This window comes from Micromonospora sp. AB353 (assembly GCF_049538395.1).
In the GTDB taxonomy this organism is placed as follows: Bacteria; Actinomycetota; Actinomycetes; order Mycobacteriales; family Micromonosporaceae; genus Micromonospora; species Micromonospora aurantiaca.
In genome coordinates, this window is the sequence record NZ_JBMVFV010000001.1 from 20868 (window position 1) to 34532 (window position 13665).

The 13665-nt window shown below is 74.3% G+C and carries 13 protein-coding genes; 3 read left to right on the forward strand and 10 right to left on the reverse strand.

What is annotated here, in order from left to right; genetic code table 11:
- From secD to ruvC, 5 genes are all read right to left on the reverse strand, one after another.
- Complete coding sequence (secD, locus tag ACPCK6_RS00105) at positions 1 to 1914, reverse strand: protein translocase subunit SecD (protein ID WP_423479964.1); 1914 nt, start codon at positions 1912 to 1914, stop codon at positions 1 to 3.
- Positions 1915 to 2138: 224 nt separating this feature from the next.
- A complete protein-coding gene (gene yajC / locus ACPCK6_RS00110; protein WP_423479965.1) occupies positions 2139 to 2483 on the reverse strand; it encodes a preprotein translocase subunit YajC in 345 nt (114 codons plus the stop codon).
- A gap of 140 nt (positions 2484 to 2623) precedes the next feature.
- Positions 2624 to 3688 (reverse strand): Holliday junction branch migration DNA helicase RuvB, encoded by a 1065-nt coding sequence (gene ruvB / locus ACPCK6_RS00115; protein WP_423479966.1) that lies wholly within the window; start codon positions 3686 to 3688, stop codon positions 2624 to 2626.
- Positions 3685 to 4287, reverse strand: a complete 603-nt coding sequence (ruvA, locus tag ACPCK6_RS00120) for a Holliday junction branch migration protein RuvA (protein ID WP_318333451.1) — start codon at positions 4285 to 4287, stop codon at positions 3685 to 3687. Before ruvA ends, ruvB begins: the two co-directional genes overlap by 4 nt.
- Positions 4284 to 4811 carry a crossover junction endodeoxyribonuclease RuvC gene (ruvC, locus tag ACPCK6_RS00125; protein WP_396880493.1) on the reverse strand — a complete coding sequence of 176 codons (528 nt, stop codon included), beginning with the start codon at positions 4809 to 4811 and terminating at the stop codon, positions 4284 to 4286. The genes ruvA and ruvC overlap by 4 nt, the downstream gene beginning before the upstream one ends.
- A gap of 184 nt (positions 4812 to 4995) precedes the next feature.
- Here ruvC and ACPCK6_RS00130 point away from each other — a divergent pair, with 184 nt between their 5' ends.
- Positions 4996 to 5778 carry a 3-hydroxybutyrate dehydrogenase gene (locus ACPCK6_RS00130; protein ID WP_396880494.1) on the forward strand — a complete coding sequence of 261 codons (783 nt, stop codon included), beginning with the start codon at positions 4996 to 4998 and terminating at the stop codon, positions 5776 to 5778.
- 14 nt (positions 5779 to 5792) lie between these two features.
- Positions 5793 to 7712, forward strand: coding sequence for a helix-turn-helix domain-containing protein (locus ACPCK6_RS00135; protein WP_396880495.1), 1920 nt, complete (start codon positions 5793 to 5795; stop codon positions 7710 to 7712).
- Positions 7713 to 7754: 42 nt separating this feature from the next.
- Here the strand turns inward: ACPCK6_RS00135 and ACPCK6_RS00140 are convergent, their stop codons facing one another.
- The 3 genes from ACPCK6_RS00140 to ACPCK6_RS00150 all read right to left on the reverse strand — a co-directional run bounded on the left by ACPCK6_RS00140 (position 7755) and on the right by ACPCK6_RS00150 (position 11121).
- Positions 7755 to 8363: a TetR/AcrR family transcriptional regulator gene (locus ACPCK6_RS00140; RefSeq protein ID WP_423479967.1), complete on the reverse strand. Its 609-nt coding sequence runs from the start codon at positions 8361 to 8363 to the stop codon at positions 7755 to 7757.
- 11 nt (positions 8364 to 8374) lie between these two features.
- Entirely contained in the window at positions 8375 to 9940 is a 1566-nt protein-coding gene (locus tag ACPCK6_RS00145; RefSeq protein ID WP_396880497.1) for an MFS transporter, read from the reverse strand.
- Between the two features lie 119 nt (positions 9941 to 10059).
- Positions 10060 to 11121 carry an FAD-dependent monooxygenase gene (locus tag ACPCK6_RS00150; protein ID WP_423479968.1) on the reverse strand — a complete coding sequence of 354 codons (1062 nt, stop codon included), beginning with the start codon at positions 11119 to 11121 and terminating at the stop codon, positions 10060 to 10062.
- A 54-nt stretch (positions 11122 to 11175) separates the two neighbouring features.
- Here ACPCK6_RS00150 and ACPCK6_RS00155 point away from each other — a divergent pair, with 54 nt between their 5' ends.
- Complete coding sequence (locus ACPCK6_RS00155) at positions 11176 to 11733, forward strand: TetR/AcrR family transcriptional regulator (RefSeq protein WP_423479969.1); 558 nt, start codon at positions 11176 to 11178, stop codon at positions 11731 to 11733.
- Between the two features lie 50 nt (positions 11734 to 11783).
- On the opposite strand, the gene ACPCK6_RS00160 is transcribed toward ACPCK6_RS00155, so the two are convergent.
- Both ACPCK6_RS00160 and ACPCK6_RS00165 read right to left on the reverse strand, forming a co-directional pair.
- Entirely contained in the window at positions 11784 to 12425 is a 642-nt protein-coding gene (locus ACPCK6_RS00160; RefSeq protein WP_423479970.1) for a transcriptional regulator, read from the reverse strand.
- 193 nt (positions 12426 to 12618) lie between these two features.
- A complete protein-coding gene (locus tag ACPCK6_RS00165) occupies positions 12619 to 13635 on the reverse strand; it encodes a branched-chain amino acid ABC transporter permease (protein WP_423480065.1) in 1017 nt (338 codons plus the stop codon).
- Between the last annotated feature and the right edge of the window lie 30 nt (positions 13636 to 13665).

Below are 13665 nucleotides of genomic sequence, written 5' to 3' on the forward strand. Positions count from 1 at the left end.
TCAGGCCTCCTTCACACGCGGGTTGCGGGCGGTGCCCGGCTCGGCCGACCGGGCCGGCAGTGCCCGGCCCAGACCGCTGACCCGCGGCGACAGGAACGCCCGGGTCCGGGCGAACATCGTCATGATCGGGTGGCGGAAGAGGAACACGACGACCAGGTCGAGCACCGTGGCCAGGCCGAGCGCGAAGGCGAAGCCCTTCACCGCGCCGACGGACACGATGTAGAGCACCACCGCCGACATCAGCGTGATGGCGTTCGCCGAGATGATCGTCCGGCGGGCGCGGATCCACGCGCGCGGCACCGCGCTGCGTGGACTGCGGCCCTCCCGGATCTCGTCCTTCAATCGTTCGAAGTAGATGACGAACGAGTCCGCCGCGACGCCCAGCGAGACGATCATGCCGGCGATGCCGGCGAGCGTGAGCGTGAAGCCGATCGACCGGCCGAGCACCACCAGCGCGCCGAACACCAGCAGCGCGGAGAGCACCAGGCTCAGGAAGATGACCGAGCCGAGCAGCCGGTAGTAGAAGAACGAGTAGATGATGACCAGCAGCATGCCGATGCCGGCGGCCAGCAGACCCGCCTTGAGGTGGCTGTCGCCGAGCGTCGCGGTGACGTTCTGCTGCTCCTGCGGCTCGAACGTCACCGGCAGCGCGCCGTAGCGCAGCTGGCTGGCGAGCGCGTTCGCGGCCTTGTTGTCGAAGCTGCCGGTGATCTGCGAGTCACCGGTCAGCACGCCCTGGATCTCCGGCGACGAGACGATCTCGTTGTCCAGCACCACGGCGACCCGGCACTTGCCGTCCTGGCCGAGCGCGGTCTGGTCGCAGGCCTGGCCCTCGTTGGTGAAGGCCTCGCGGGTCAGCGCGGTCCACTTCTCCTGGCCGCTGCCGGTGAAGTTCAGGCTGACCACCCAGGAGCTGGTCTGGTCGAGCTGGGCGGAGGCGTTCTTGACGTCGGTGCCGAGCACCTTGGCCACGTCCAGCAGGTACTTCGCGCCGGACTCGCAGGCGACCGCCTTCTGCTTCTCGTCCTTGATCGAGGCGGCGGGCCGCGCGTCGAGCTGGGCGCAGGTGATGGTCGGGACGTTGAACTGCATCTCCACCGGCAGGACGGCGATCTCCTGCGGGGTGAGCGTGCCGAACGGCTTGAGCTTGTCGGCCAGCGACGGGTCGGTGGTGAGGTCCGCCGGGGCCTGCAGGCCCGAGGCGGCGGCCCAGGCGGCCGTGCCGACCTTCTGCTCGACGGCCTTGCGCTGCTGCTCGATGCTCTGCGGCACCGGCTCGGCGCTGGCGCTCGGGCTCGGCGCGGCGGCGCTCGGGCTCGCGCTCGGCGCGGCGGCGCTCGGCGTCGCCGACGGGGAGGCCGGGGCCATGCCGCCCTGGCCGCCGGCGCTCGGCGATCCGCTCACCTTGGGGCTGGCGCTCGCCTTCGGCGACGCGCTGCCCGACGGCGTCGGGCTGGCGGCACCGGACGGGGTCGCGCTCGGGACCGGGGCGGGCGCGGCGGCGGCACCGCTGCCGTCGGTGGCCTTGAGCACCTTGCGGAAGCGCAGCTCGGCGGCCTCACCGACATCGGTCAGGTCGCGGTTCTGGCCGGGCAGGGAGATGACGATGTTGCGGTTGCCCTCGGTGACCACCTCGGCCTCGGCCACGCCGTAGGCGTTGACCCGGCTCTCGATGATCTGGCGGGCCTCCTCGAGGTTGTCGGCGGTCGGGGGCTTGCCGTCCACCGTGTTGGTGGCCTCGAGCGTCAGCCGGGTGCCGCCGACGAGGTCCAGGCCGAGCCGTGGCTCCAGCCGGTCCTTCCAGCCACCGCTGGCGCCGCCCGAGAAGAACACCAATAGATAGAGGACGACGAAGATGAGCCCGAGCACGGCGAGCTGCCGTCCGGGCCGCATCTGTCCCTGAGGTGGTGCCACGGCTGTCCTGTCTCCCTGTACGGTCGCGCCGCTTCCACGGCGGCGACAACTGTCGGGCCGGGGGTGTCCGCCCGACTGCTCCGGCGGGTCGGCACCGGAGGACGGCACGCCGGCTGGAGCGCGGCGCGGGGGCGCCGCACGGCCCGGCCGGATGCCGGCGCCGCGCGCCGACCCCAACTATCCACTTGTACGGATGAATCCGCTGCCCCGTCCGGGACGGGTGGTCACTCCTTGACCGGCTCGGCTTCCTCGGTGATCGTCTCGGCCGCCGGCGCCTCGGCGCGCTTGATGACCCGCGCGACGGCGGGGCGGGCGTACCGGGTCTGCACGCCCGGGGCGACCTCGAGCAGGACCGTGTCGTCCTCGACCGCGGTGACCGTGCCGTGCAGGCCGCCGATGGTGACCACCTCGTCGCCCGGAGAGAGGGCGGCCTGCATCTGCTCGGCCTCACGGCGGCGCTTCTGCTGCGGACGGATCATCATGAAGTACATGACGACGAAGAGCAGAGCGATCATGAGGATCGGCGTCAGACTGCCGGCTCCCCCGCCACTCGCTGCTGCGTAAAGCACGGTGTAGACCTTCCGGTTGGCGTCCGCCCCGGCGCCGGAGGGCGCCGCAGTGGAAGCGGATTCTCACGTCCTGTACAAACCGCGGCGAAGTCTAGTCCCTGCTCCTGAGAAGACCGAATGCGGCACAGATCACGAACGGATCACGGCTGATCGGTCTGCACCGAGAACAGATCGGGCCCCGAAGGGGCATCCGCACCAAATGTACCATTCGGGGGCGTGCGGCCCAGATGACGCCAGGCGGCCTCGGTCGCCACCCGCCCGCGAGGCGTCCGGGCCAGCAGCCCGGCCCGGACCAGGAACGGCTCGCAGACCTCCTCGACCGTGTCCGGCTGCTCGCCCACCGCCACGGCGAGCGTGGACAGGCCCACCGGGCCGCCCCGGAACGAGTCGACGAGCGCGGTCAGCACCGCCCGGTCGAGCCGGTCCAGGCCGAGCGCGTCCACGTCGTAGACGGTCAGCGCGGCCCGCGCGGTCTCCAGCGTGACCACGCCGTCGGCGCGGACCTCGGCGTAGTCGCGGACCCGGCGCAGCAGCCGGTTGGCGATACGCGGGGTGCCCCGGGACCGGCCGGCGACCTCCGCCGCGCCGTCGGCGGTGATCGGCACGCCGAGGATCCGGGCCGACCGGTGCAGCAGCGTCTCCAGGTCGGCCGGCGCGTAGAAGTCGAGGTGCGCGACGAAGCCGAACCGGTCGCGCATCGGGCCGGTCAGCAGGCCGGAGCGGGTGGTGGCGCCGACGAGCGTGAACGGCTCCACGTCGAGCGGGATGGCGGTGGCACCCGGGCCCTTGCCGACGACCACGTCGACGCGGAAGTCCTCCATGGCGCTGTAGAGCAGTTCCTCGGCCGGCTTGGCGATCCGGTGGATCTCGTCGATGAACAGCACGTCGCCCTCGGCGAGGCCGGTCAGGATCGCGGCCAGGTCGCCCGAACGCTCGATGGCCGGGCCGCTGGTCACCCGGATCCCGGTGCCCAGCTCGGCGGCGACGATGTTGGCCAGGCTGGTCTTGCCGAGGCCGGGCGGACCGGAGAGCAGGATGTGGTCCGGCGGCGAGCCGCGCCGCATCGCGCCCTGCAACAGCAGGTCGAGCTGGTCGCGGACGCGGTCCTGGGCGATGAACTCGGCCAGCCGCTTCGGCCGGACGCTCGCCTCCGCGTCGCGCTCGGCGTCGTCGACGTACGCCGAGACCAGGTTCTCCCCGGTCATCGGGTGCGGCCCAGGAGGCGGATCGCCTGCTTGAGCAGGACCGGCACCGGCGGGGTGTCGCCGTCGACGGTCTCCGCCACCGCGGCCACCGCCTGCTCGGCCTGGCCGGCCGTCCAGCCGAGGCCGACGAGGGCCTGGCGGACCTGCTCCGGCCAGGCGCCCGCGGTCACCCCGGCCGCGCCGTCGGCGCCCACCGGCACCGGGCCGACCCGGTCGCGCAACTCCAGCACCAGCCGCTCGGCGCCCTTCTTGCCGATGCCCGGCACCCGGGTCAGCGCCGCGGTGTCGGCGTTGGCGATGGCCTTGCGGACCGCGTCCGGCGTGTGCACGGCGAGCACCGCCTGGGCCAGCCGGGGACCGACCCCGCTGGCGGTCTGGAGCAGCTCGAACAACTGCTTGGCGTCGTCGTCGGCGAAGCCGTAGAGGGTGAGCGAGTCCTCCCGGACGACAAGGCTGGTGGCGAGCCGGGCGGGCTGGCCCACGCGCAGGTCGGCGATCGTGCCGGGGGCGCACTGCACGGCCAGGCCGATGCCGCCCACCTCCACCACCGCGTGATCCGGGCCGGTGGCGGTCACCGTGCCGCGTACGCTCGCGATCATCGCGTCCCTCCTCGTCGGGCCCGTTGCGCGGCCTCGGCCAGCTTGGACCGGGTGCCGCCGCGCCACACGTGACAGATGGCCAGCGCCAGCGCGTCGGCGGCGTCGGCCGGCTTCGGCGGCTCGGGCAGCCGCAGCAGCCGGGTGACCATGGTGGTCATCTGTTTCTTGTCCGCCTGCCCTGAGCCGGTCACCGCGGCCTTGACCTCGCTCGGCGTGTACGTCGTCACCGGCAACCCGGCCCGGGCCCCGGCGAGCACCGCGACACCGCTGGCCTGCGCGGTGCCCATCACGGTACGGACGTTGTGCTGGCTGAACACGCGCTCCACCGCGACCGCGTCCGGCCGGTGCTCGGCGACTAGGTCGGTGAGCGAGCGGTCCAGGTGCAGCAGACGCAGCGGCAGTTCGTCGGAAGGGTCGGTGTAGACCACGTAGTAGGCCACGAGCGTGCAGGGGCGGCCCGGCACACCCTCGACCACGCCGACCCCGCACCGGGTCAGCCCCGGGTCGACGCCCAGCACGCGCACGCCGCCTCCTCCCCGAGCCGCCAGCAGTACGTGTGTTCGACACACCCTACTGGTGCCCGCCGACGCCGGGACGGCCGGACACGCCGGGTGCGGGCGGTGACGCGGCGCACCACACAGGCGAGCGGTGGAGTATGTGTCGCCGCCCCATGTGCCAGGGGGCAACCGGCTCGTACGTTCATGCGCCATGACGGCAGAACCCGTGGCGGTCCCCCACGTCGTACACGTCGACCTGACCGGTCGCACCGCGCTGGTCACAGGTGGTGGCGGCGGCATCGGACGGGCCTGTGCCCTGCGCCTGGCGGCGGCCGGCGCGACGGTCGTGGTGCTGGACCGCGACGTGACGGCGGCCGAGGCGGTGGCCGCGGAGGCCGGCGGCCGGGCGGTCGGGATCGACCTGGCCGACCCGGCGGCGGTGGACCGGCTCGGCGTCGACGCCGACATCGTGGTCAACAACGCCGGGCTGCAGCACGTCGCGCCGGTGCAGGACTTCCCGGTGGAGCGCTTCGAGTACATCCAGCGGGTGATGGTGGAGGCGCCGTTCCTGCTGATCCGCCGCGCGCTGCCCCGGATGTACGCGAACGGCTGGGGCCGGATCGTGAACATCTCCTCGGTGCACGGGCTGCGCGCCTCGCCGTTCAAGGCCGCGTACGTCTCGGCCAAGCACGCGCTGGAGGGCCTGTCCAAGGTGGTCGCGCTGGAGGGCGCCGCGCACGGCGTCACCGCCAACTGCATCAACCCGGCGTACGTGCGCACCGCGCTGGTGGAGAGCCAGATCGCCGACCAGGCGGCCACCCACGGCATCGGCGAGGACGAGGTGGTCGAGAAGATCATGCTGGCCCGGGCGGCGATCAAGCGGCTGATCGAGCCGGCCGAGGTGGCCGAACTGGTGGCGTACCTGTGCTCCCCGCCAGCCGCGTTCCTCACCGGCACCTCGATCGCCCTCGACGGGGGCTGGACGGCGAACTAGTGGGCCCGCGCACAATGTCGGTCATGTCGTCGCCGGTGGAGTTCCTGGAGCTGCTGGCGCGCGAGGCCGCCGCGGTCGAGTTCGAGGGCCCGCTGGTCGCCGCGCGCGCCGCCGGCCTGCCCGCCGAACGGCTCGCCGAGCTGGAGCAGGCGAAGGTGGTGGCGCTGCGGGTACGGGCGCTGCTGGCCCGCCGCCGGCGCCGGGAGACCGAGCTGTCCGGCCTGTACGACACCGCGAGCGACCTGGCCGGGCTGCGCGACCTGGACGACGTGCTGCGGGCGATCGTGCACCGGGCGCGGATCCTGCTCGGCACCGACGTGGCGTACATGACGCTCAACGACGACGAGCGCGGCGACACGTACATGCGGGTCACCGACGGTTCGATCTCGGCCCGGTTCCAGCGGCTGCGGCTGGAGCTGGGCGACGGGCTGGGCGGGCTGGTCGCGCAGACCGGCACGCCGTACGTCACCTCGAACTACCAGGAGGACGAGCGGTTCCGGCACACCGGGGAGATCGACGGCGGCGTGGGCGAGGAGGGCCTGGTGGCCATCCTCGGCGTGCCGCTGCGGCTCGGGTCCAGCGTGATCGGCGTGCTGTACGCGGCCAACCGCTCGGCCCGGCCGTTCGCCCGCGAGGAGGTGTCGCTGCTGGTGTCGCTGGCGGCGCACGCGGCGGTGGCGATCGACACCGCGCGGCTGCTCGCCGAGACCCGGGCGGCGCTGGCGGAGCTGTCGGCGGCGAACAGCACCATCCGGGCGCACAGCAGCTCGGTGGAGCGCGCCGCCGCGGCGCACGACCGGATGACCGCGCTGGTGGTGCGCGGCGGCGGCATGGAGGACGTGGCGGCGGCGGTCACCGAGGTGCTCGGCGGCGCGCTGCTGGCGCTGGACGCCGAGGGCCGGCGGCTGGCCCGGGTCGGTGAGATCGAGGAGCCGGACCGGGCGGACATCGTGGAGGCGGTGGCCGCGTCCCGTACCGAGGGGCGCAGCGTGCGCCGGGGTCCGCTCTGGTACGCCGCGGTGGTGGCCGGCGCGGAGAACCTGGGCGCGCTGGTGCTGCGCCCGGACGACGAGCTGGTCGACGCCGACCAGCGCATCCTGGAACGGGCCGCCCTGGTGACCGCGTTGCTGCTGCTGTTCCGCCGGACCGTGGCCGAGGCGGAGGGACGGGTCCGCGGTGAGCTGCTGGACGACCTGATCGCCCGGCCGCTGCGCGACACCGACGCGCTGCGGGCGCGGGCCCGCCGCATCGGGGTGGACCTGGACGCGCCGCACGTGCTGGTGGCGGTCGGTGACGACGCGTTCGCCGAGACCGGCTCGGCCCGGCAGCGGGTGCTGTCCTGGGCCACCACGTACGCCTCGACCCGGGGTGGTCTGGCCGCGGCGCGTGACGGGCGGGTGGTGCTGATGCTGCCCGGCCAGGACGCGGGCGGCGCGGCCCGCGCGGTGGCCCGGGACCTGTCCCGGGTGACCGGCCGCCCGGTGACCGCCGGGGCGAGCGGGCCGTCCACCGGCCCGGCGTCGCTCGCTGTCACGTTCGCCGAGGCGGAGCGCTGCCTGTCCGCGCTGGGTGCGCTGGGCCGGGCCGGGCAGGGGGCGAGCACCACCGAGCTGGGTTTCGTCGGGCTGCTGCTGGGCGCGGTCGGTGACGCCGGGGACCGGGACGTGGCACGGTTCCTCGCCACCACTGTGGGACCGGTGCTGGACTACGACGCCCGGCGCGGCACCGCGCTGGTGAAGACGCTGGAGGCGTACTTCGGGGTGGGCGGCAGCCTGGCCCGGGCCGCCGAACAGCTGCACGTGCACGTCAACACGGTCACCCAGCGGCTGGAGCGGGTCGGTCACCTGCTCGGCGCGGACTGGCAGCGGCCGGAGCGGGCGCTGGAGGTGCAGCTCGCGCTGCGCCTGCACCGGCTGCGCACACCCGCCCGCTGAGCGGCGGGCGGCGGACCGGCCGGGCGGGTGGCCCGGCCCGCGTCAGCGGACGCGCAAGCCGTCCAGGACCGCGTCCACGATCCGCTCGGGCAGCAGCCGCTCGTCGCGCTCGGGGTGCCAGCGCAGCATCCGCTGGGTGAGCATCGGCGCGGTGAGCAGCGCCATCGCCACCTCGATGTCGAGGTCGGCGCGCAGCTCGCCCCGGTCGATCGCGCCGAGCAGCACCTCGCGCATCGCCGCCCGCCGGGGCTCGATGATCGCCTCGTACGCCTGCCGGTGCGCCGAGCTGCGGTTCACCTCCGGCACCAGGCAGGGCATGATCTTGCGGACGCGGGGGTCGGCGTGCTGACCCACCGCACCGACGAGCACCACCAGGTCGTCGCGGACGGAGTGCCCGTCGGTGCGCGGCGCGGGCCCCTTGAGCGTGCGCAACGCGTCCAGCAGCAGCGCGTCCTTGCCCGGCCAGCGGCGATAGATGGTGGCCTTGCCGACTCCGGCACGGTTCGCGATCGCCTCGATCGACAGCGACTCGATGGTGCTGCCCTCGGCCAGCAGGTCGAGGGTGGCGTCGACGATCGCCTCGTCCGCGCGGGTGCTCCGCGGTCGCCCGGGCGACCGCGGAGCATCCGCCGTGGAAGTCATGTCATACATTGTCCACGAACCTATGCGGTACCGGCCAACTCCCTGTCCGTGACCGGCGGCGCGTCGGGGGCGACGACCGGCCGGCCCGGCATCCACCGCAGCACGATCACGATGCCGAGCGCGGCCACCACCGCGGAGGCGCCCGCCGCCCAGTGCATGGCCGAGACGAACGAGTCGTTCGCCGCGTCGATCAGTCGCGGTGCGTCGGGGCCGAGCCGGCCGGCGACCGCGTACGCCCCGGACACCGACTCGCGGGCCGCGTCGCGTACCGGGGCGGGCAGGGCGGCCACCGCCGGGCCGACCTGGTCGCGGTAGACGGCGGAGAGCACCGAGCCGAGCACCGCCACGCCGAGCGCGCCGGCCACCTGCCGCACGGTGTTGCTCACCGCGGAACCGACACCGGCCTTCTCCCGGGGCAGCGACGACATGATCGACTCGGTGGCCGGCGGCATGATGTTCGCCATCCCGGCGCCCTGGAGGAAGCCCAGCGCCGAGAAGATCCAGATCGGGGTGTCCGCGTCGATGAGGACGAACGCGGCGAGCGCCACGGTGGTGAGCAGCAGCCCGGCCGCCGCGACCGCCCGGCCGCCGTAGCGGCGGACCATCGCCGCGCTGCGCGGCGCGAAGATCAGCTGGGCCGCGGCGAACGGCAGGAACAGCAGGCCGCTCTCCAGCGGGCTGTAGCCGCGCACGAGCTGCAGATAGAACGCGCCGAAGAACATCACGCCCATGGCGGCGAAGAAGACCAGCCCGACCAGGGCCACCGGCGCGGCGAACCGGGGCACCCGGAACAGCCGGACGTCAAGCGACGGGTGGTCACTGCGCAGCTCGTGGGCGACGAACCAGCCGAGCACCGCGAGGCCGCCGAGCACCGCGACCCACACCTGCGGGCGGCCGAAGCCGTGCTCGCCGCCGTCGATGATGCCGTAGGTGAGCGCGACCAGGCCGACCACCGAGAGCAGCACGCCGAGCAGGTCGACCCGGCCGGGCCTGGGGTCGCGGGACTCGGGGACCAGGGCCGCGACGAGCACCACGCCGAGCACCACCACCGGCACGTTGATCAGGAAGACCGAGCCCCACCAGAAGTGCTCCAGCAGCGCGCCGCCGAGCACCGGGCCGATCGCCACCGCGAGGCCGACCGCGCCGGCCCAGACGCCGATCGCCTTGGCGCGCTCGCGCGGGTCGAAGACGTTGGAGATGATCGAGAGCGTCACCGGCATGATGGCCGCGCCGCCGACGCCCATCAGCGCGCGGGCCGCGATCAGCTGGCCCGGGTCCTGCGCGTACGCGGACAGCAGCGAGGACAGGCCGAACAGCGCCAGCCCGAGGATCAGGAAACGGCGGCGGCCGAGCCGGTCACCGAGCACGCCGAAGGTGAACAGCAGCCCGGCGAAGACGAGCGTGTAGGAGTTGATCGCCCATTCCAGCTCGCCCTGGGTGGCGCCGAGGCCGTGCACCGGGTCGGCCAGCGTGCGCAGCGCGACGTTGAGGATGGTGTTGTCGAGGACGACCACGAGGAGGCTGATCACCAGCACCCCGAGGATCGCCCACCTCCTCGGGTGTCCGGTGTTCTCGTGTGGTTCCACGTCCGTGCTCCCCCCGGTTTCCCCGCGTCGGAATACGATACGGGTCAGACTCGTAACGGAGCCGAGCGTAGGTGAGCGAGTTTCGATACGGAACCGGTTCGTATCGAATGTGTCTCAGGTCACGCGGGCGGCCCGCCGGCCAGCGCCAGCCGCAGCACCGCGTCCCGCACCGGCAGCAGCCGTCGCACGCCGGACAACCGCCCCGCCCACCGCGCGCCGGCCGCGATCCGCTGGGTCGGCCGCCGGCGCCTCCCGTCGTACGCGCGCAGTGCGGCCGGCAGATCGCCGGCGTCGCGTACGCAGTCCGCGAGCGCGACCGCGTCGATGAGTGCCTGGCAGGCGCCCTGCCCGAGGTCCGGGGTCATCGCGTGCGCGGCGTCGCCGAGCAGCGCGGTCCGGCCGGCCACGTACGACGGCAGCGGCGTCAGGTCGTGGATCTCGTGCCGCAGGATGCCGTCCGGGGTGAGCGCGTCGAGCACCCGCGGCACCGGCGGATGCCAGTCGCCGAAGAGGCGGCGCAGCTCGGCGCGGTCGTCCGGCGGCGCCGGGTGCCCCTCGGGCAGCCGCACCGCGGCGTACCAGTTGGTGCGGCCCGGCCCGGCCGGGGTCAGCCCGAACTTGCGCCCCCGGCCCCAGGTCTCGCCGCCCTCGGCCACGTCCAGGTCGGCCACGCCGCGCCAGGCCACCGCGCCCGCGTACCGCAGCGGGTACCGCCGCCCGTACATGTGCGCGCGCACCACGCTGTTGACCCCGTCCGCGCCGACCACCAGGTCGTACGCGTCGCGCAGCGGTCCGGGGTCGGTCACCGGGGTGCCGAGACGCAGCGCCGGTCCGGGCAGGGCGCTGGCCAGGACGGCGAGCAGCACCGGCCGGGTGACCAGGTGCACGGGCTCGCCGTGCCGGCGTTCCAGCCGGTCGACGTCGATGGTGGCGATCCGGCTGCCGTCCGGGCGCCGGATCGACCCGCCGGCCTGGCGGCTGCCCCGGCGGCGCACCTCGTCGCCGACGCCGAGGGCGTCGAGGGCGCGCATCGCGGCGGGCCAGATGCCGAGCCCGGTGCCGGTCTCCGGCAGTGCGGCCGACCGTTCCAGGACGGTCACGTCCCAGCCCGCCGCCCGCAGGCCGACGCCCGCCGCGAGCCCGCCGATCCCGCCCCCGACCACGACCGCGCGTCCGCCCATGCCGTCACCGTACTACAGATGTAGTCGCCTGCACTACGCCTGTAGTCTGGCCGGGTGACCGATCGCCGGCGACTCCTGCTCGACGCCGCCATCCGGGTGCTCGGCACCGGCGGGCCGCGACAGCTCACCCACCGGGCGGTGGACGCCGAGGCGGGCCTGCCCGAGGGCTCCGCCTCCAACCGGTTCCGCACCCGGGAGGCGCTGGTCAGCGGCGTCTTCGACCGGCTGGTCGAGGTGGAGACGGCGGCCTGGCAACGGCTCTCCGTGGACCTGGCGCCAGGCGACGTCGACGGCTTCACCCGCGTACTCGGCCGGCTGATCCGGCGCTTCGCCGACGAGGAACGGGTGGTCACGCTGGCCCGATACGCGCTGTTCGTGGAGTCGGCCGTGCGGCCCGAGCTGCGCCCCGCCATCGAGGCCGGGCGGGCGCGGCTGGCCGAGTGGGGGGTGCCGCTGCTCGCCGCGCTCGGCTCGACCGATCCACCCGCCCACTTCCGGGCGCTGCTCGCGCTCGTCGACGGGCTCCTCGGCAACCAGCTCGCCGCTCCCGACGACCACTTCGATCCGGAGTCCGCCGTCGCCGCCCTGCTGCGCGGCTTCCGGGCCGGCTGACCGGCCGCCCGTCGGCTGCCGTGCGGTGCCCCCGGCCGGACGGATCCCGCCTACCGCTCCCCGTTCCGGTGGCCGGCCGCCTCGCGGCACACGGCGAGCGCGTCCGACAGCGTGGTCAGGTGTCCGGCCGGCGTGGCCGGCGGTGTGATCCAGCCCGGCCCGGCGCCGTGCACCCGCACCGAGGGGAACTCCCGCGCGAAGCGGACCACCCGGTATGCCCGCCCGGTCATCGGCGTCTGCGACCACACCACCACCGTGTGCGGGCGGGTTCGGCGCACCGCGCTGGCCAACGCCGGCCAGGGCAGCGCGGCACCGAGCAGCAGGCTGCCCAGGCCCGCCTCACGCAGGGCCGCGGCGAGGGCGTGCAGGCCGAGGCAGTGCAGCTCCTGCTCCGCCCCGGCGAGCAGGATGCCACCGGCCGGGGGTGGGGTCCCCGGCCCGCGCAGCAGCACGTCCAGTCCGGACCGCAGGCCCTCCGATAAGGCGTGCTCCACGGCCACCTCGGCGGCGCTGCGGCCGGGCAGCGCGGCCAGCATCGGCGCGCACACGCCCTCCCACACCGGCGCCACCCCCCACCGGTCCGCGGCCTCGACGATCAGCGCGGCGACCCGGTTGCCGTCCAGATCCTCGGCCGCGAGCGTGAGGTGCTTGCGGGCGGACTCGACGACATCGGCCGGGATCGGATCGGTCACCACCGGACGCACCCCTCGGTAGACGGTCACTACCGGGGGGTTCGTCGGAAGAGGGCGGCCTGGATGCGCCCGGGGCGGGCCGGTCCGGACGGGACGCGCCGGCTAGGCCGTGCCGGTGGGGCGGCTCACACCGGCGCGGGGTCCGGTGGGGCGTCCCGACGGCAGCCGACCGCGGACGCCGTCGAACGCCGGATCAGCCCGACCGGTCCCGGCGGATCGCCGCCCGGCGCCGGGCCAGGTCGGCGACAGTGCCCCAGACACCCCGGCGGAACAGCAGCACGACGAGGACGAAGATGCCGCCGGTGACCAGCCCGATCGCCTCGAACCCGGAGAACGACAGCCAGTCCTCCAGGCGGACCACCAGGGCCGCGCCGAGCACCCCGCCCCACAGCGTGCCGATGCCGCCGAGCACCACCACGATGACCGCCTTGCCGGAGGTGGTCCAGTGCAGCACGTCCAGCGAGACGAATCGGTGGCCGACCGCGAAGAGCCCGCCGCCGAGCCCGGCCAGGAAGCCGGAGAGCACGAACGCGGTCAGCTTGTAGCGGTGCACCGGGTAGCCGAGCGCGCGGGCCCGGGCCGGGTTGTCCCGGATGCCGACCAGCACCCGGCCGAACGGCGAGTGCACGATCCGCCAGGCAGCGAGCAGGCCGAGCAGCACGATCGGCAGGATCGCGTAGTAGAAGTAGTAGTCGTCGGTGAGATCGACGCCGAAGAACGCGCGCGGCACGCCCTGCAGGCCGTTCTCACCCTGGGTGACCGAACGCCACTCGTTGGCCACGTAGTAGACCATCTGCGCGAAGGCCAGGGTGACCATGGCGAAGTAGATCCCGGTGCGCTTCACCGCCAGGTAGCCGATCGGCAGCGCGAGCAGCGCCGCGCCCAGCGCCCCGGCCAGCACGGCGGCCGGGAACGGCAGGCCGGCGTGGATCGCGACCAGCCCGGTCAGGTACGCCGAGGTGCCCCAGAACGCGGCGTGCCCGAAGGACATCAACCCGGTGAAGCCGAGCAGCAGGTCCACCGAGACGGCGAAGAGCGCCCAGCACAGGATGTCCACCGCGACCGCCGGGTAGAGCCCGTTCGGCAGCCACAGCGCGACGAGCAGGCCGGCGGCGAGCAGCGCATACCGGACCCAGCCGGGCGCCCGCGCGACGGCGAGCAGCCCGGACGGCGGCGCGGGCCGCCCGGCGGGCGTGGTGTCCGTTCCCACAGGGGTGGTCTCCGCCGCCTCGGCTCGCGG

What these genes read in the sequence shown, in the direction of transcription:
- ruvB (WP_423479966.1), bottom strand. Translation starts at nt 3,688, where the DNA reads ATGACCGGGGAGAACCTGGTCTCGGCGTACGTCGACGACGCCGAGCGC.
- ruvA (WP_318333451.1), bottom strand. Translation starts at nt 4,287, where the DNA reads ATGATCGCGAGCGTACGCGGCACGGTGACCGCCACCGGCCCGGATCAC.
- ACPCK6_RS00130 (WP_396880494.1), top strand. Translation starts at nt 4,996, where the DNA reads ATGACGGCAGAACCCGTGGCGGTCCCCCACGTCGTACACGTCGACCTG.
- ACPCK6_RS00135 (WP_396880495.1), top strand. Translation starts at nt 5,793, where the DNA reads ATGTCGGTCATGTCGTCGCCGGTGGAGTTCCTGGAGCTGCTGGCGCGC.
- ACPCK6_RS00140 (WP_423479967.1), bottom strand. Translation starts at nt 8,363, where the DNA reads ATGTATGACATGACTTCCACGGCGGATGCTCCGCGGTCGCCCGGGCGA.
- ACPCK6_RS00150 (WP_423479968.1), bottom strand. Translation starts at nt 11,121, where the DNA reads ATGGGCGGACGCGCGGTCGTGGTCGGGGGCGGGATCGGCGGGCTCGCG.